The 16,846-nt window shown below is 74.4% G+C and carries 14 protein-coding genes; 2 read left to right on the forward strand and 12 right to left on the reverse strand.

Annotated elements, in window-relative coordinates:
* Positions 1-189: 189 nt before the first annotated feature.
* From AB0E62_RS10670 to cobT, 8 genes are all read right to left on the reverse strand, one after another.
* Positions 190-813, reverse strand: coding sequence for a GntR family transcriptional regulator (locus AB0E62_RS10670; protein WP_362190867.1), 624 nt, complete (start codon positions 811-813; stop codon positions 190-192).
* A gap of 209 nt (positions 814-1,022) precedes the next feature.
* Positions 1,023-2,831 (reverse strand): 2-oxoglutarate dehydrogenase, E2 component, dihydrolipoamide succinyltransferase, encoded by a 1,809-nt coding sequence (sucB, locus tag AB0E62_RS10675; RefSeq protein ID WP_362190869.1) that lies wholly within the window; start codon positions 2,829-2,831, stop codon positions 1,023-1,025.
* A 63-nt stretch (positions 2,832-2,894) separates the two neighbouring features.
* The gene (gene lpdA, locus AB0E62_RS10680) at positions 2,895-4,283 is read right to left on the reverse strand and encodes a dihydrolipoyl dehydrogenase (protein ID WP_362190871.1); all 1,389 of its coding nucleotides are present in this window, start codon (positions 4,281-4,283) and stop codon (positions 2,895-2,897) included.
* 299 nt (positions 4,284-4,582) lie between these two features.
* Positions 4,583-6,121 carry a leucyl aminopeptidase gene (locus AB0E62_RS10685; protein ID WP_362190873.1) on the reverse strand — a complete coding sequence of 513 codons (1,539 nt, stop codon included), beginning with the start codon at positions 6,119-6,121 and terminating at the stop codon, positions 4,583-4,585.
* A gap of 204 nt (positions 6,122-6,325) precedes the next feature.
* Positions 6,326-7,096, reverse strand: a complete 771-nt coding sequence (locus AB0E62_RS10690; RefSeq protein WP_362190875.1) for an adenosylcobinamide-GDP ribazoletransferase — start codon at positions 7,094-7,096, stop codon at positions 6,326-6,328.
* 569 nt (positions 7,097-7,665) lie between these two features.
* The gene (locus AB0E62_RS10695; RefSeq protein WP_362190877.1) at positions 7,666-8,388 is read right to left on the reverse strand and encodes a hypothetical protein; all 723 of its coding nucleotides are present in this window, start codon (positions 8,386-8,388) and stop codon (positions 7,666-7,668) included.
* Positions 8,389-8,409: 21 nt separating this feature from the next.
* Positions 8,410-10,191 (reverse strand): phosphatidylglycerol lysyltransferase domain-containing protein, encoded by a 1,782-nt coding sequence (locus tag AB0E62_RS10700; protein WP_362190879.1) that lies wholly within the window; start codon positions 10,189-10,191, stop codon positions 8,410-8,412.
* Positions 10,192-10,249: 58 nt separating this feature from the next.
* Positions 10,250-11,371, reverse strand: coding sequence for a nicotinate-nucleotide--dimethylbenzimidazole phosphoribosyltransferase (cobT, locus tag AB0E62_RS10705; RefSeq protein WP_362190881.1), 1,122 nt, complete (start codon positions 11,369-11,371; stop codon positions 10,250-10,252).
* 133 nt (positions 11,372-11,504) lie between these two features.
* Here cobT and AB0E62_RS10710 point away from each other — a divergent pair, with 133 nt between their 5' ends.
* A complete protein-coding gene (locus tag AB0E62_RS10710) occupies positions 11,505-12,488 on the forward strand; it encodes a class I SAM-dependent methyltransferase (RefSeq protein ID WP_362190883.1) in 984 nt (327 codons plus the stop codon).
* Between the two features lie 88 nt (positions 12,489-12,576).
* Here the strand turns inward: AB0E62_RS10710 and AB0E62_RS10715 are convergent, their stop codons facing one another.
* A complete protein-coding gene (locus tag AB0E62_RS10715) occupies positions 12,577-13,779 on the reverse strand; it encodes a bifunctional adenosylcobinamide kinase/adenosylcobinamide-phosphate guanylyltransferase (RefSeq protein WP_362190885.1) in 1,203 nt (400 codons plus the stop codon).
* A gap of 79 nt (positions 13,780-13,858) precedes the next feature.
* Here AB0E62_RS10715 and AB0E62_RS10720 point away from each other — a divergent pair, with 79 nt between their 5' ends.
* Positions 13,859-14,071 (forward strand): hypothetical protein, encoded by a 213-nt coding sequence (locus AB0E62_RS10720; protein ID WP_362190887.1) that lies wholly within the window; start codon positions 13,859-13,861, stop codon positions 14,069-14,071.
* A gap of 39 nt (positions 14,072-14,110) precedes the next feature.
* Here the strand turns inward: AB0E62_RS10720 and AB0E62_RS10725 are convergent, their stop codons facing one another.
* From AB0E62_RS10725 to AB0E62_RS10735, 3 genes are all read right to left on the reverse strand, one after another.
* Positions 14,111-15,202, reverse strand: coding sequence for a trypsin-like peptidase domain-containing protein (locus AB0E62_RS10725; protein ID WP_362190889.1), 1,092 nt, complete (start codon positions 15,200-15,202; stop codon positions 14,111-14,113).
* A gap of 56 nt (positions 15,203-15,258) precedes the next feature.
* Complete coding sequence (locus AB0E62_RS10730) at positions 15,259-15,960, reverse strand: methyltransferase domain-containing protein (protein WP_362190891.1); 702 nt, start codon at positions 15,958-15,960, stop codon at positions 15,259-15,261.
* Between the two features lie 83 nt (positions 15,961-16,043).
* Entirely contained in the window at positions 16,044-16,670 is a 627-nt protein-coding gene (locus tag AB0E62_RS10735) for a DUF3043 domain-containing protein (RefSeq protein WP_362190893.1), read from the reverse strand.
* Positions 16,671-16,846: the final 176 nt, after the last annotated feature.

Here is a 16,846-nt window from a genome sequence, read left to right on the forward strand (position 1 = left end):
AGGACAGGGCAGCGGACTTCGGTGGAAGTCCGTCGGCGACTGTAACTCTCTGATCGATGATCGATCAAAGGGTTGAGGTCGAAAAAGTCTCGATTCCGAGAAAGTCGGCACCCGGTGCCTTCGAAATGGGCACCCGGTGCCGCCTGGGAGAGGGGTTTTCGCAGGTGAGCGAGGGTGTGCTCGACTGGGTCAGGCGCGCGGGGCGCACCCCAGCACATGCGCCTTCACCAGCTCCGCGATCCGCGGGTCACGGCGCTTGAACGCCTGCACCAGCTCCTCGTGCTCCTCCGCGTACGACTGCTGCACCGTGCCCAGCCAGCGGATCGACAGCGCCGTGAAGACCTCGATGCCCAGCCCTTCCCACGTGTGCAGCAGCACCGAGTTCCGCGCGGCCCGCACCAGCTCCCGGTGGAAGCCGACCGTGTGCCGTACCTGGGCCGTGCCGTCGGCCTCCCGGTCGGCCTCGTACAGGGCCGTGACGTGCGGTTCCAGCGCCGAGCAGTCCTCCGCCAGCCGCTCCGCCGCCAGCTCGGCCGCGATGGCCTCCAGACCCGCCCGGACCGGGTAGCTCTCCTCCAGGTCGGCGGCGGTCAGATTGCGGACGCGTACGCCCTTGTTCGGGGCCGACTCGATCAGCCGCAGCGACTCCAGCTCGCGCAGCGCCTCCCGCACCGGGGTCTGGCTGACCTCCAGCTCGGTCGCGATCCGGCGCTCCACGATCCGCTCGCCCGGCTGCCAGCGCCCGCTGACGATCCCCTCCACGATGTGCTCGCGGATCTGCTCGCGCAGCGAGTGGACGACGGGCGCGGTCATGAGGGCTCCTTAGGGAGGGGCCGTCCTGCGGCCCCCGGGGGCTTTGACGCTTAGACAATACGGCTGCTTCAGTCCGCGGGGAGGGCGCGCGGGGGCGCTTTGCCGCAGGTGAGACGAGCCTTACACGCTGCGCACCCGGACAAACACGAACACCCCGCCCGGAAAAACTCCGGACGGGGTGTCGCATGGCCGTACTGCCGGTCAGGGCGTCAGAGGCCCAGCTCGACCTCGAACTCGCCCGCCTCCAGGATCGCCTTGACCGTCGTCAGGTAACGGGCCGCGTCGGCGCCGTCGACCAGGCGGTGGTCGTAGGAGAGGGTCAGGTAGGTCATGTCGCGGACGCCGATGACCGTGCCCTCCTCGGTCTCGATGACGGCCGGACGCTTGACCGTGGCACCGATGCCGAGGATCGCGACCTGGCCCGGCGGCACGATGATCGTGTCGAACAGCGCGCCGCGCGAACCGGTGTTGGAGATGGTGAAGGTCCCGCCGGACAGCTCGTCCGGGGTGATCTTGTTGGCGCGGACCTTGCCCGCCAGCTCCGCCGTGGCCTTGGCGATGCCCGCGATGTTCAGGTCGCCGGCGTACTTGATGACCGGGGTCATCAGGCCCTTCTCGGAGTCCACCGCGATACCGATGTGCTCGGTGTCGAAGTAGGTGATGGTCCCCTCGGCCTCGTTGATCTTGGCGTTGATGACCGGGTGGGCCTTCAGCGCCTGCGCGGCGGCCTTGACGAAGAACGGCATCGGGGAGAGCTTGACGCCCTCGCGGGCCGCGAAGGAGTCCTTCGCCCGGGCGCGCAGCTTCATCAGGCGGGTGACGTCGACCTCGACGACCGACGACAGCTGCGCCTGCTCGCGCAGCGCCTTGACCATGTTGTCGCCGATGACCTTGCGGATGCGGGGCATCTTGACGGTCTGGCCGCGCAGCGGGGAGGCCTCGAGCGCCGGGGCCTTCTTCGCGGCGGCGGCCGGGGCGGCCGCGGCGGGCGCCGGGGCAGCGGCGGCGGGGGCCTTCGCGGCCTCGGCGGCGGCGAGGACGTCCTGCTTGCGGATCCGGCCGCCGACGCCCGTGCCCTTGACGGTGGCCAGGTCGACGCCGTTCTCGGCGGCGAGCTTGCGCACCAGCGGGGTCACGTACGCGCCCTCGTCGGTCGCCTGGGTGGCGGTCGGCGAGGTCGGCGCGGTGGCCGGGGTGACCGGAGCCGGAGCCGGAGCAGGAGCCGGGGCGGGGGCCGGGGCCGGCGCGGGGGCCGGGGCCTCGGCGGCGGGAGCCGGAGCCGGAGCAGGCGCCGGGGCGGGCGCGGGCGCCGGGGCGGGGGCCGGAGCCGGGGCAGCCGCGGGGGCGGCCGGGGCGGCCTCGGCGGCGGGAGCCGGAGCGGCACCCGGGGCACCGATGACGGCGAGCTTGGCGCCGACCTCGGCCGTCTCGTCCTCGCCGACCACGATCTCCAGCAGCACACCCGAGGCGGGGGCGGGGATCTCGGTGTCGACCTTGTCCGTGGAGACCTCGAGCAGCGGCTCGTCGGCCTCGACGGTCTCGCCGACCGACTTCAGCCAGCGGGTCACGGTGCCCTCGGTGACGGACTCGCCCAGCGCGGGCAGGACCACGTCGGTGCCCTCGGCGCCACCGGCCGGGGCGGCCTCGGCGGCGGGCGCCGGAGCCGGGGCCGGAGCCTCGGCGGCCGGGGCGGGGGCCGGCTCGGCGGCGGGGGCCGGAGCCTCGGCCGGGGCCGGGGCGGCCTCGGCGGCGGGGGCCGGAGCGGCGGCGGGCGCACCCGTGCCGTCGTCGATGAGGGCCAGCTCGGCGCCGACCTCGACCGTCTCGTCCTCGGCCACCTTGATGGAGGCCAGGATGCCCGAGGCGGGGGCGGGGATCTCGGTGTCGACCTTGTCCGTCGAGACCTCGAGCAGCGGCTCGTCGGCCTCGACGCGCTCGCCCTCGGCCTTCAGCCAGCGGGTGACAGTGCCCTCGGTGACGCTCTCGCCGAGCGCCGGAAGGGTTACGGAAACCGCCATGGTTTCGGTTGCTCCTAACGAATTGCGGAAGTCTGTGGTCGTCGCGCCCGAAGACGGAAGGCGTCAGTCGTGCATGTGGAGGGGCTTGCCGGCCAGGGCCAGGTGGGCCTCGCCGAGCGCCTCGTTCTGCGTCGGGTGGGCGTGGATGAGCTGGGCCACCTCGGACGGCAGCGCCTCCCAGTTGTAGATCAGCTGCGCCTCGCCGACCTGCTCGCCCATGCGGTCGCCCACCATGTGGACGCCGACCACGGCACCGTCCTTGACCTGGACGAGCTTGATCTCGCCCGCGGTCTTCAGGATCCGGCTCTTGCCGTTGCCGCCGAGCGGGAACTTGATGGAGACGACCTTGTCCGCGCCGTAGACCTCCTTGGCCTTGGCCTCCGTGATGCCGACGGAGGCGACCTCCGGGTGGCAGTACGTCACCCGCGGAACACCGTCGTAGTCGATCGGGACGACCTTCAGACCGGCCAGGCGCTCCGCCACCAGGATGCCCTCGGCGAAGCCGACGTGCGCGAGCTGGAGGGTCGGGACCAGGTCACCGACGGCGGAGACGGTCGGGACGTTGGTGCGCATGTACTCGTCGACGAGCACGTAGCCGCGGTCCGTCGCGATGCCCTGCTCCTCGTAGCCGAGGCCCTGGGAGACCGGGCCGCGGCCGACGGCGACGAGCAGCAGCTCGGCCTCGAACTCCTTGCCGTCCGCCAGGGTGACCTTCACACCGTCCTGGGTGTACTCGGCCTTCTGGAAGAACGTGCCCAGGTTGAACTTGATGCCGCGCTTGCGGAAGGCGCGCTCGAGAAGCTTGGAGGAGTTCTCGTCCTCGACCGGGACGAGGTGCTTCATGCCCTCGATGATCGTGACGTCGGCACCGAAGGACTTCCACGCCGAGGCGAACTCGACGCCGATGACGCCGCCGCCCAGGATGATGGCGGACTTCGGCACGCGGTCCAGGACCAGGGCGTGGTCGGAGGAGATGACGCGGTTGCCGTCGATCTCCAGGCCCGGCAGGGACTTCGGCACGGAGCCGGTCGCCAGCAGGATGTGGCGGCCCTGGACGCGCTGGCCGTTCACGTCGACGGAGGTGGGGGAGGACAGCCGGCCCTCGCCCTCGATGTACGTCACCTTGCGCGAGGCGATCAGACCCTGCAGACCCTTGTACAGGCCCGAGATGACCTCGTCCTTGTACTTGTGGACCGCCGGGACGTCGATGCCCTCGAAGGAGGCCTTGACGCCGAACTGCTCGCTCTCGCGGGCCTGGTCGGCGACCTCGCCCGCGTGCAGCAGAGCCTTGGTGGGGATGCAACCCTTGTGCAGGCAGGTGCCGCCGACCTTGTCCTTCTCGATCAGGGCGACGTCCAGGCCCAGCTGAGCCCCGCGCAGGGCCGCGGCGTAACCACCGCTACCACCGCCGAGGATCACTAGGTCGAAAACGGTGCTGGCGTCGTTCGCCACGTCACGTCCTCCATGCATGTGCGCCGTGCGCCGGTCGGCGATGACCGGCAGGCGGCTGGTGTCCGGCCGCTTGATGCTTCGGCCCTTCGGTGGGGGCCCTGTCCTGCCGGGCTCCATCTTTGCACTTGTCGGACGAGATCGAGACGCCGGGCCGGTGTGTGAGACGTCCCACGTTCACTGGTGACGAACAGGGGAGCAGTACGCGCGTTCGATGTGCGTACGGCTCCGTGACGGGGCGCATCGGGCGCCCGCGCCACGGAGCCGTCGCACGAGGAGCGGGTCGAACTCCCGGGCGGGCGTCAGCCCAGGTCGCCCTCGGCCGTGAGCTCGGCCAGCCGGACCAGCGTCCGCACCGCGGACCCCGTGCCGCCCTTCGGGGTGTACCCGAACGGGCCGCCCTCGTTGAACGCCGGCCCGGCGATGTCCAGGTGCGCCCAGGCGATGCCCTCGCCCACGAACTCGCGCAGGAACAGACCGGCCACCAGCCCGCCGCCCCAGCGCTCGCCCATGTTCGCGATGTCGGCCACCGGGGAGTCCATGCCCTTGCGCAGGTGCTCCGGCAGCGGCATCGGCCAGGCCGGCTCGCCGACCTCCTCGGCCGCCTCGTGCACCGCGGTGCGGAAGGCGTCGTCGTTGGCCATGACACCGAACGTCCGGCTGCCGAGCGCCAGCATCATCGCGCCGGTCAGCGTGGCGACGTCCACGATGGCGTCCGGGTTCTCCTGCGAGGCCGCCCACAGCGCGTCGGCGAGCACCAGCCGGCCCTCGGCGTCGGTGTTGAGCACCTCGACCGTCTTGCCGCTGTACATGCGCAGCACGTCGCCCGGGCGGACGGCGGAGCCGGACGGCATGTTCTCGGCCAGCGCCAGCCAGCCGGTGACCTCGACCTGGAGGCCGAGCCGGGCGGCGGCGACGACCGCGGCGAACACGGCGGCGGCACCGCTCATGTCGCACTTCATCGTCTCGTTGTGACCGGCCGGCTTGAGCGAGATGCCGCCCGAGTCGTAGGTGATGCCCTTGCCGACGAAGGCCAGGTGCTTGTCCGCCTTCGGGTGCTTGTACGACAGCTTGACCAGGCGCGGGGTGGCCGCCGAGCCGCCGCCGACGCCGAGGATGCCGCCGTAGCCGCCCTTGGCCAGCGCCTTGTCGTCGAGCACCTGCACCTTGATGCCGTGCTCCTTGGCCGCGGTCTGCGCGAGGGCGGCGAAGGCGGCGGGGGTGAGGTCGTTCGGCGGGGTGTTGACCAGGTCGCGGGCGCGGTTCAGCTCCTCGCAGACCGCGACCGCGCGGGCGAGCGCGCCCTTGTGGGCGGCGTCGCGCGGCTTGCCGCCGAGCAGCGCGGCCTCGCCCAGCGGGGCCTTGCCGTTCCTGGCCTTGGCCTTCTTCGCGTCCTGGGCGCCGCTCTTGTAGACGTCGAAGGAGTAGGCGCCGAGCAGCACGCCCTCGCCGATGGCACCGAGCGCGCCGGGGCCGTCGACGGGCAGCGCGAACGCGGCCTTCTTGGCGCCGGTGAGCGCGCGGGCGGCCACACCGGCGGCCTGGCGCAGCGCCTCGGCGCCGAAGCCGGCGTCGTCGCCCGAGGGGGCCGCGCCCAGGCCCACCGCCACCACGAGCGGGGCCTTGAAGCCGGCCGGCGCGGGCAGCTTCGTCAGCTCGCCCTCGGCACCCGAGGCGCCGAGGGTCTCCAGGACGCCGGCCAGCTTGCCGTCGTACGCCTTGTCCACGGCCTCGGCGCCCGGCGCGACGACGGGCCCCTGGGCGCCCTTGGCGACACCGATCACGATCGCGTCGGCCCGCAGGCCGGGCGCCGCGGCGGTGCTGAGAGTCAGAGCAGTCACGGTGGTGAATTCTCGCTTCCGTGTGAAGTTGCAGTGGCCGAAATGGGGTGGGTCGACCGGGCCCGAGAGCCGACCCTAGGTCCAGGCCTGGGGACAGGTGGCAACCGGGGCCTTCACCCTGTCGGCGAACACCCGGGACGAGAGTACGCGGGTGGGTGCGTTCGATCATTCCTTCGGGTGGTTCCCCGCGTGTGGCGACAGGCCTCAGCGGCCCAGCGCGAGGACCACGAGCGCGGTCGTCGCCGCCGTCTCCGCGAGCGCGCCGAACACGTCCCCGGTCACTCCGCCGAACCGGCGGACGCAGCGCCGCAGCAGCAGGTCGGCGACCACGAGGGCGGCGGCCACCGCGAGGGCGGTACGGACGCCGTCGTAGCCGCCGAGGCAGGCGCCCGCCGCCCCGGCCGCCGCCGTCACCCCGGCCGCGGCGCCCAGCGCGGCGGGCCCCGGCACCACTCCGGCCACCGCCGCCCCCAGCCCCTCCGGGCGGGCGGCCGGCACCCCGGCGCGGGCGGCCAGGGTGAGCGCCAGCCGGGCCGCGACCGCCGAGACCACGGCCGCGAGGGCGCCCCGCGTCCAGGAGGCGCCGTAGAGCTGGGCCAGCACGGCCACCTGGGCCAGCACGGCCAGGACGAGGGTGAGCACCCCGAACGGCCCGATGTCCGACTGCTTCATGATGCGCAGCGCGTCCTCGGCGGGCTTGCCGCTGCCCAGCCCGTCGGCGGTGTCGGCCAGCCCGTCCAGGTGCAGCCCCCGGGTCAGCGCGGCCGGTACGGCGACCGAGGCGACCGCGGCGAGCAGCGGACCGGCGCCGAGGACGAGCAGCAGCAGGCCGAGTCCGGCCGCGCCCCCGCCCACGACCAGCCCGGCCACCGGGGCGCACAGCATCCCGCCGCGCGCCGCCGCCCGGTCCCAGCGGCGCACCCGTACGGGCAGCACGGTGAGCGTGCCGAACGCGAACCGCAGACCGTCGGACACGGAGGACGACGGGGACGGGGGAGAGGAGGGAGAGGGAGAGGAGGACGTGAACACCGGCGCAGGGTACCGGTCGGTTCCGGACCCCCTGGGCACCCGGGCATGCGGTTCCGGTTCCCCGGGGGCTTCCGGCCGGCGAACGGCCGTCGGGCCGGCACCGGCAGCCGCCCGGCGTTCCGGATGCGGGCGGGGCGGGCTCCGGGCTCCGGGCCTGGGCCGCCGGCCGGTGCGTCCGCCGCCCGGCCCTCCGGGGGCGGGGTGGCTGGTGTGTCCCTCGGCCGGTTCCGGTCGTCCGGCCGTCCGGCGTCCGGGGGAGGGGCGGGGCGGCCTCCGAGCCGGGGCCCGGAGGGCCGGGCCGTGGATCCGTCGTCCGGCCCGGGTCATCCGGTCTTCCCGGGGCGGGGTGGGGCGGGCTCCGGCCGGGAGGTGGGGGGCGTGGTGCTCGGCCATTTCCGGTCCTCCGGCGTTCCGGGACCGGGCAGGGCGGGCTCCAGCTGGGCGGTGGGGGCGTGGTTCTCGGCCGGTTCCGGTCGTCCGGTGTTCCGGGGTGGGGTGGGGCGGGGCGGGCGGGCTCAGGGGCGGCCCGCCGGTAGGCCCGGGCCTCCTCCGGGCCAGGCGGACGGTACGCGGTCCGGGCGGGGCGGGTGCCGGTCGCGCAGGGCGGCCAGCAGGCACAGCAGGCCCACCACGGTGAGCGCGGCCAGGTGCTCCTTGCCCGCCAGGTTCTCCTTCAGCAGCACCTCGGCGACCATCGCCACGGTCACCGCGCCCGCCGTCGCGTAGGCGCCGTACCGCCAGCCCACGTACACCGCGAGCCCCACGACCGCCGCCGACGGACCGGTGTCCACCACCTGCGCGTCGGTCCACGGCAGGCCGAACGGGGCGTGCGCGCCGAGGAGGACGCCGAGGCGCGCGTACAGGGTCCCGGCGAGCGTGGCGGCGTAGGCGAGGGTCAGCGTCCGCCACCGGCCCAGGCACAGCTCGGCGATCCCGAACACCAGCAGGATCTGCGCCAGCGCCCCCCACACCGGCAGGTCCGGCGCGGGCACGAACAGGGACAGCGGGGTGCGCAGCAGGGCCGGCCCGAGCGCGTCGTCGGCCCGTACGGCGCCCAGGTCCTGCACCAGCGGGTATCCCCACGGCTGGTTCTGCACGTACTGGAGCAGCGCCGTCAGGCCCACCGCGGCCCCGGTCAGGGGCAGCGCCGCCGGTCCCCTTCGGCGCAGCGGGCCGCGCACGGCGGCGTACAGCGGGCCCCACTCGGCTCGGGCCCAGCGGGCGAGCGTTCCCCTCATGTGCTCCTCATCCCCGTACGGTCATCGGTGCGTCCGCAGCTGCCCGCGGTGCCGCCCGGGCAGCCCCGGCGCCTCCAGGAACCCCTCCGCGCGGGCCGAGGCGAGGCCGATGCGCGGCAGGTCCGCGCTCTTCTCGAAGAGCAGGAACCGCGGTTCCCAGACGGGCCGGTACTTGGCGTTGGCGCGGTACAGCGACTCGATCTGCCACCAGCGGGAGAAGAAGCCGAGCAGCGACCGCCACAGCCTCAGCACCGGTCCGGCACCGAGGCGCGCGCCACGTTCGAAGACCGAGCGGAACATGGCGAAGTTGAGCGAGACCTGCGTGATCCCGATCTCGCGGGCGCGCCGCAGCAGCTCGATGACCATGAACTCCATCAGCCCGTTCGCCGGACCGCCGGTGTCCCGGTCGCGCCGCATCAGATCCAGCGACAGCCCGTGCGGGCCCCACGGCACGAAGGACAGCAGCGCCCGCAGCCGCCCCTCGGCGTCCACGCACTCCAGCATCACGCACCGGCCGTCACGGGGGTCCCCGAGCCGGCCCAGCGCCATGCTGAAGCCGCGCTCGGTCGCGCCGTCCCGCCAGTCGTCGGCGCGCTCGACGAGGTACGCCATCTCGTGCGCCGGAATGTCCTCGTGGCGCCGGACGCGCACCCGGTACCCGGCCCGCCGCACCCGGTTGTACGCCTGCCGCACGGTGCGCATGGCCCGCCCCTCCAGCGTGAACCCGTCGACCTCCACGACCGCCTCGTCCCCGAGTTCCAGCGCGTCCAGGCCGTGCCGGGCGTAGACCGTCCCGGCCTCCTCGCTCGCGCCCATCACCGCCGGGATCCAGCCGTGCGCCCGCGCCTCGGCCAGCCACGGCACGATCGCCCCCGGCCAGGCCTCCGGGTCACCGAGCGGATCCCCGGACGCCAGGCTCACCCCGCCCACCACGCGGTAGGCGACGGCGGCCTTCCCGGTCGGTGACCACACCACGCTCTTCTCCCGGCGCAGCGCGAAGTAGCCGAGCGAGTCCCGGTCACCGTGCCGCTCCAGCAGCTCCCGCAGCCGCTTCTCGTCGTCCTCGGTGAGCGGGTCGACGGCCCGCCGGGAGCGGAAGGCGGCGTACGCCACGGCGAGCAGCAGCGCGGTGCTGAGCACGTTCACCGCCACGTTCGCCCAGTTGGGCGGGTCGACGCCGGGGAAGCGGGACTCCTCGGCCGCCACGGACACCAGCCGCAGCGTGCCGTAGTACCAGCGCTCCGGGAACGTCGAGCGGGCCGCGTCCGGTGCCTGGTTGGTGACCGTCACGAGCAGTCCGGCCAGCAGGCTCGCGGCCAGGCCGCCGCCGACGGCCACGGTCGCCGCGAGCCGGGGGTTGGACCGGTCGCCCTTGGCGTAGAACTCCCGGCGGCCGACGAGCAGCGCGCCCACGAAGGCGGCCGTCAGCGCCAGGGAGACCCAGTTCTGCGGGTGGCGCCGGATCTCCGGGAAGGTCATGGCGAACGCGAGCAGGGTCAGCAACAGCCCGCTCAGCACCAGGTTCAGGATCCACGCGGCCCGTTTGCGGCGGCGCGTGGTGACGGCCAGGAAGGCGGTGAAGACGCCGGAGGCGAAGCCGGCCGTCAGCAGGTACGGCGTGAAGAAGTCATCCTGGTTGTGCCGGCGCACGTCCTGGCCGAGCGAGACCCACACCGCGCTGAGGAAGTTGACGAACGCGACGGTCCGCAGGTACCAGACGGCGCAGGTGGCGGCCCGCCGGGAAGCCCCGGCGGCCCACCGCACCCTCAGTCGCCGCACCGCGGCAATCCGGGCATCTTCCATAAGGGAGGATCATATGGCTGTGATTGCCGCATATCGCACTTTTCGCCCCCCTGTGGCATCAGTCCACGGATTGTTCCTTCTCCGCCGCCTCGTTCCCGGCAAGCTCCGCCGCCTCGTTCTCGGCAAGCTCCGCCGGCTCCTTCTCGGGAAGCTCGGCGGCCAGCGCGGCGGCGGCCCGGACCAGCGGCAGCGCCAGCAGCGCGCCCACGCCCTCACCGACCCGCACGCCCTGCTCCAGCAGCGGCTCCAGGGCCATCCGGTCCAGCGCCTTGGCCTGCCCCGGCTCCCCGCTCGCGTGCCCGGCCAGCCACCAGTCCGGCGCCCGGAACGCGATCCGCTGGGCGACCAGCGCGCACGCGGTGGCCACCACCCCGTCCAGGATCACCGGCAGCCTGCGGACCGCGCACTGCAGCAGGAACCCGGTCATCGCCGCGAGATCCGCCCCGCCCACGGCCGCCAGCAGCCGGAGCTGGTCCCCGAGCACCGGCCGGGCCCGCCGGAGCGCGTCCCGGATCGCCGCGCACTTGCGCATCCACGTCAGGTCGTCGATCGCGAGCCCGCCGCGCCCGGTCACCACCGACGCGTCGGTGCCGCACAGCGCGGCGATCAGCACCGCCGCGGGCGTGGTCCCGCCCACGCTGACATCGCCGAGCACCACCAGATCGGTCCCCGAGTCGGCCTCCTCGTCGGCGACCGCGACCCCGGCCCGCAGCGCGGCCTCGGCCTCCTCCACGGTGAGCGCGTCCTCGATGTCGATACGGCCGCTGCCGCGCCGCACCCGGTGCCGCACCACGTCCGCCGGGAACGCCTCCGGCGGGCAGTCCAGTGCCATGTCCACGACCCGGACCGGCACCTCCAGCCGGCGGGCGAGCACGGACACCGGGCTCGCGCCCTCCAGCACCGCCCGCACCAGCTGTTCCGCGCCGCCCGCGGGCCGCGCGGAGACGCCCAGCCCGGCCACGCCGTGGTCACCGGCGAAGAGCACCACCCGCGGCCGTTCGACCGGCCGTACCGGCACCTCGCCCCGGGCGGCGGCCAGCCACTCGCCCAGCTCGTCGAGGCGGCCCAGGGCCCCGGGCGGCACGATCCGGCGCTCCCGCAGGGCCTCGGCGTCACGGCGTACGCCCCCGTCCGGGCGCTCGATCAGATCGGTGAAGTCGTCCAGTTCAAGGCTGCTCATTCGCCGAACAGTACCGCCCGGCCGCGCACGGTTCCGCGCCACATCGGCACCACACCGCCACGATGTCTTTGCACCGGGGATCGGCATCCCATACGTTCCGCTTTGCCGCGGAATGTCGCACAGGGAGCCGCCCATGCCGACCTCGCCCCTCACCCCGCAGTTCACCACCCCCTACGACCCCTTCCAGGAGCCGCGCCGCGAGGACTGCCCCTGGTGCGGTTCCCGGGGACTGCGGACCCGGCTGCGCGCCCCCGACCCGCTGCGCCACCGCGGGGGCACCTTCACCCTCGACGCGTGCGGCGACTGCGGCCACGCCTTCCAGAACCCCCGGCTGAGCGCGGAGGGGCTCGCCTTCTTCCGCCGGGACTCCTACGAGAGACAGCTGGAGGAGTTCGCCGGCCGGCTCCTGTCCCCCCGCGCGGTCCGGCGCCGGCACCGGGCCGCCGCCTGGCGTCTGTCGGCGCTCGGCGAACCGGAGAGCTGGCTGGACGTCGGCACCGGGCACGCCCGCTTCCCCGAGGCGGCGAAGGAGTTCTTCCCGTACACCAGCTTCGACGGGCTCGACCCCACGGCCCGGGTCGAACAGGCGCTGCTGGAGGGCCGGGTGGAGGAGGCGCACCGGGGCTATCTGACGACCCCCGGGATGGCGGCCCGGCTGCGCGCCCGCTACGACGTGGTCACCATGTTCCACCATCTGGAGCACGCCCCCGACCCGCGCGCCGAACTCCGCGCCGCGCTGACCGTGCTGCGTCCCGGCGGCCACCTGGTCGTCGAAGTCCCGGACCCCGCCTGCCTGTTCGCCGCGCTGCTGGGCCGGTGGTGGCTCCCCTACGGGCAGCCGCGCCATCTGCACCTGGTGCCGCGGGCCAACCTGTGCGCGGAACTGGCCGGGCTGGGCTGCGCGGTCCTCGTCGTGGACCGCAAGGCCGCGCACCTCCCCTACGACCTCTCGGCGGCCGTCGCCCTGTCCCTGGTCCACGCCCACCCGGCGGTCCAGCTGGCCGCCGCGCCGGCGCTGGCGCTGGCCTCGGCCCTGGACCACGGGGGCGCTCCGCTGTTCCGGCGGACACGGTTCTGCAACGGGTACCGGGTGGTGGTGCGGAAGGGCGGGGGGTAGTTCCGGTTCGCCGCCGCCTGCGGGTGTGCCGTGGTTGCTCGCGCAGTTCCCCGCGCCCCTTCGGGGCGCCCCCCTTCGGGGCGCCCGCTCAGCCCCGCAGCACCAGCGCCTGGCCCGCCACCACCAGGACGACCTGTTCGCACTCGCTCCCGAACGCCGTGTTCAGGCGGCCGAGTTCGTCGCGGTAGCGGCGGCCGGAGGCGGTCGCGGGGACGATGCCCGAGCCGACCTCGTTGGACACCGCGACCACGGTCCGGCGGGTGGAGCGCACCGCGTCGGTCAGCTCCCGCACCCGCTCCCGCAGCGTCTTCTCGCCCCCGCCCGCCCACTCCGCGTCGTCCCACGCCCCCACGGCGTCCATGGCGTCGGCCAGCCACAGGGACAGGCAGTCGATCAGCACCGGCGGGCCGTCCTCGGCCAGCAGCGGCACCAGGTCCGTCGTCTCCGCCGTACGCCACGACCCCGGCCGCCGCTCCCGGTGCGCGGCCACCCGTGCCGCCCACTCGCTGTCGCCGCTGCGCGTGCCGCCCGTCGCCACGTACAGCACGTCCGGGAACGTCTCCAGCCGCCGCTCCGCCTCCACCGACTTGCCCGAGCGGGCACCGCCCAGCACCAGCGTCCGGCGCGGCACGTCCGGCACCTCCTCGTACGCCCCGACCACCAGCGTCGTCCCGTCCGGCACCGCCCGCGCCCCGGCCGCCGCGAGCCGGCGCCGCAGCTCCCGGCCGCCCGGCACATCGTGGTCGAGGTGGACGGCGACCACGTCCGTCGTGGGGCCCGCCGAGCCGACCGCGCGGAGCCGGGCGAGCGCGTCCGGCCGGGTCACGACGTCGGCGAGGACCATGTCGTAGGACTGCGCGCCGGCCTGCTCCAGGCCGGCCGGTGCCCCGCCCGGCGGCAGGTACAGCAGCCGCTGCCCCTCCGGCCCGGTCACCGCGTACCCGGTGCCGCCCGCGTCCATCGCCACCGCCCGTACCCGATGGCCCGTCAGCAGCGCCAACTCCCGCCCGTCCGGCACCCGGGCGGGCTGCGGCAGCCCGGCCGGCACCTCCACCGCGGGGCCGTCGTGCGGATGCGACAGCAGCACCTGCCGTACCCCGCCCAGCGAATGCCCGGCGCGCGCCGCCGCGAACGCCGCGCCCGGCGTGAGGTCGAGCAGCAGCGCGCCGTCCACGAGCACCGCGGTCGCGGCCCGCGCGTCCGGCCCGAGCGCGGTCGTGCAGACGGCGCAGGAGCAGTCGGGGCGAGGCAGTCCCGCGGGGGCGCCGGTTCCGAGCAGAGTGATGTCCACGGACCGATTTTCGCCTGTCCCGGCGGGTCTTGCGCTTCCGGCTAGGCTGCCAGCAGGTGTCGGATCGAAGGAGGCCTGTATGACGGCATGGACGTGGCGGTTCGAGAAGGCCGACGGGACGGAGGTCCAGCCCGCCGTCGTGCCCGAGGAGTTCACCACGCAGGGCGATGCCGAGTCCTGGATCGGCGAGAACTGGAAGGCGCTGCTGGAGGGCGGGGCGGACCAGGTGCGGCTGTTCGAGGAGGGCACCGAGATCTACGGGCCGATGAGCCTGCACGGCGCCGACGCCTGACCGGACCGGCACGGGCGGTGGGGAGGGGCCTGCCCCTCCTCACTGCTCGCCCAGCGTCACCTGTACCGTGCGCTCGTCGCCGTCGCGGAGGAACGTCACGGACGTCCGCCCGCCCGGCCGGCCCGTGGCCAGGGCCTCGGCGAGCGAGGTGACGGTGGTGATCCGCCGGCCGCCCAGCCCGGTGATGATGTCACCGGGCCCGAGGCCCGCCTTGTCGGCGGCGCCGCCCGCGCGGGCGCTGACCACCGCCACCCCGACCGGCTGGTAGCGGTCGTCGACGACGGTCCGCGCGGTGATGTCCAGGGCCGCCCGCCCGGAGTCGACGACCTTGCCCTCCTTGACGATCTGGTCGGCGACCGTCTTCACCATCGTGGCCGGGATGGCGAACCCGATGCCCGGGGCCGCGCCGCCGCCGAGGCTCTGGTCGACCGCCGCGAGCGTCGGGATGCCGATCACCCGCCCGTCCAGGTCGACCAGCGCGCCGCCGCTGTTGCCCGGGTTGATCGCGGCCGAGGTCTGCACCATGTTGGCGATGGTCGCGCCCGTGCCGCCGTCCGAGTCGCCCTCGCTGACGGTCCGCCCGGTCGCCGAGACGATGCCCTGGGTCACGCTGGACGACAGCCCCAGCGGCGACCCCATGGCCAGCACGATCTGGCCCACCGCCACCTTCTCGGAGTCCCCGAACACCGCCGGCTTCAGCCCGTCCGGCACCTTCTCCAGCCGGATCACGGCGAGATCCTGCTCGGGGTAGGAGTAGACCAGGCGCGCGGTGAGCGGTTCCTCGTTGTGGGCCGTGGTCACCCGGAACGTCTTCTCCGAGCCGACCACGTGCGCGTTGGTGACGATGTGCCCGTTGGCGTCGTAGACCACGCCGGAGCCCAGGTCGCGGCTCGCCTGGATCTGCACGACCGAGGGCAGCGCCTCCTCGATGACGCGCAGGTACCGGCTCTGCAGGTCGCCGTCCGCGGCCATCGGCACGGCCGCCCCGGGGCTCGCCGGGGTGTCCCGCCCGGCCGGGGCGGCGGGGGTGGCGGGGGCGGTGCAGCCGGCGGCGAGGGCCGCGCAGCACGCCAGCGCGGCGGCGAAGACGGCTCGGCGACGGCAGCGCGCGCGGTTACGGGAAGCGTCCATGCCCCGAGTCTCACCGCGCGGTGATCAGCCGTCCCGCGCGGTTCCCCCGAACGGGCTCAGCCCCGTACCCCGCACAGATGCAGCAGCGCCGCCACCCCGCGGTAGGGGTCCGTGCGCCCGGCCCGCTCCTCGACCGCGAGCAGCGTCGAGAGGTCCTGGGGCAGCGCCGCGTTGTGCGCCGCCGTGTCCGTGAAGACCCGCACGCCGTACCAGGCCTGCAACGGGGCGGCGATCCCGGCGAGCGTGGCGGTCAGCGCGGACAGCCGGTCGGCGCGCACGTCCAGGCCCAGCCGGTTGCGGTAGGTGGTGGTGTCGAAGGCGGCCAGGGCGCCCGCCCAGTCACCGCCGAGGCCCGGCCGCATGGCGAGCGCGTCGCCGTTGCGGACCAGCAGGGAGAGCAGGCCGCCCGGGGCCAGCATCCGGGCCAGGCCCGCCACCAGCGGATCGGGGTCCTCCACGTACATCAGCACGGCGTGGCACAGCACCACGTCGAAGCTGCCCGGCCGGAAGTGGACCCCGGTGTCCCGGCCGTCGCCCTGCACCAGCCGCACCCGCTGCCGGATGCCCTCCGGTTCCCGGGCCAGGTTCGCGCGGGCGGCGGCGATCATCCTGGGGTCCCGTTCGACCCCGGTGACCTCGTGGCCGAGCCGGGCCAGGCGCAGCGCCTGCGCGCCCTGGCCCATCCCCACGTCGAGCACCCGCAGCCGCCGCCCGACCGGGAACCGCCCGGCTATCTGTTCGTCCAGCTGGCGGGTCACCAGCTCCTGGGACACGAGGTCGCGCAGCCCGCCCAGCTCGTGCGGCCGGGCCGGGGAGGCGCCCCCGGTGAACGCGTCGGCGCTCAGGGCCGCTCTCCGCGCTTGACCCGCGGCTTCGGCAGCCGCATCCGGCGCATCTGGAGGGACCGCATCAGCGCGTAGGCGACCGCGCCGCGGGTGTTCTCGTTCGGGAAGCGCTCCGCGAGCCGCTTCTTCAGCCGGAAGCCGCTGACCGCCGCGTCCAGCACGATCAGCACGATCACGATCAGCCACAGCAGCAGCGCCAGGCTCTGGATCGCCCCGACCCGCACCACGCTCAGCACCAGGATGATCACGGCGAGCGGCAGGAAGAACTCCGCCGCGTTGAACCGCGCGTCCACCCAGTCCCGGGCGAAGCGGCGGACCGGGCCCTTGTCCCGGGCGGGCAGATAGCGCTCGTCCCCGCTGGCGAGCGCCTGGCGCTGCCGTTCCAGGGCCTGCCGCCGCTCCTCGCGCTGGCGCTTCGCGGCCTCCTTGCGGGTCGTCGGCGTGTGGGCGACGCTGCGGCGCTGGGTACGGGCCTCACTGCGCTTGGGCGTGGGCCTGCCCTTGGGGGCCTGCGGGTCGCGGGGCTGCTTGGAGTCGGTCACCGCCGCCTTGACGGCGGGGGCCTTCTCTTCCTTGGCACGGCTACGGAACACAAATCCCAAGGGTAAGGGCTGCACCGGCATGGACCCCAGCCCGGTGGGGAACGATCCGGCAACGCCGGACGTCGAAAGGGACGGAGGAGGAGGCGCGGGTGGGATCACCTACTCCTTGCGCCGGAGCGGAGCGGCCCGCAGTCGTCCTCGGGGATGAGCGCATCACCCCGCGAACAGTGCGGTAATGGAGACAGGGCCCGTACTGT

The sequence above is a fragment of the Streptomyces sp. NPDC038707 genome (assembly GCF_040636485.1).
Classification (GTDB): domain Bacteria; phylum Actinomycetota; class Actinomycetes; order Streptomycetales; family Streptomycetaceae; genus Streptomyces.

Bases quoted from the DNA above. Each gene is read 5' to 3' on its own strand.
- AB0E62_RS10735 (WP_362190893.1), bottom strand. From the start codon at position 16,670: ATGCCGGTGCAGCCCTTACCCTTGGGATTTGTGTTCCGTAGCCGTGCC.
- cobT (WP_362190881.1), bottom strand. From the start codon at position 11,371: ATGAGCAGCCTTGAACTGGACGACTTCACCGATCTGATCGAGCGCCCG.
- AB0E62_RS10700 (WP_362190879.1), bottom strand. From the start codon at position 10,191: ATGGAAGATGCCCGGATTGCCGCGGTGCGGCGACTGAGGGTGCGGTGG.
- AB0E62_RS10710 (WP_362190883.1), top strand. From the start codon at position 11,505: ATGCCGACCTCGCCCCTCACCCCGCAGTTCACCACCCCCTACGACCCC.
- AB0E62_RS10695 (WP_362190877.1), bottom strand. From the start codon at position 8,388: ATGAGGGGAACGCTCGCCCGCTGGGCCCGAGCCGAGTGGGGCCCGCTG.
- AB0E62_RS10720 (WP_362190887.1), top strand. From the start codon at position 13,859: ATGACGGCATGGACGTGGCGGTTCGAGAAGGCCGACGGGACGGAGGTC.
- AB0E62_RS10725 (WP_362190889.1), bottom strand. From the start codon at position 15,202: ATGGACGCTTCCCGTAACCGCGCGCGCTGCCGTCGCCGAGCCGTCTTC.
- sucB (WP_362190869.1), bottom strand. From the start codon at position 2,831: ATGGCGGTTTCCGTAACCCTTCCGGCGCTCGGCGAGAGCGTCACCGAG.
- AB0E62_RS10670 (WP_362190867.1), bottom strand. From the start codon at position 813: ATGACCGCGCCCGTCGTCCACTCGCTGCGCGAGCAGATCCGCGAGCAC.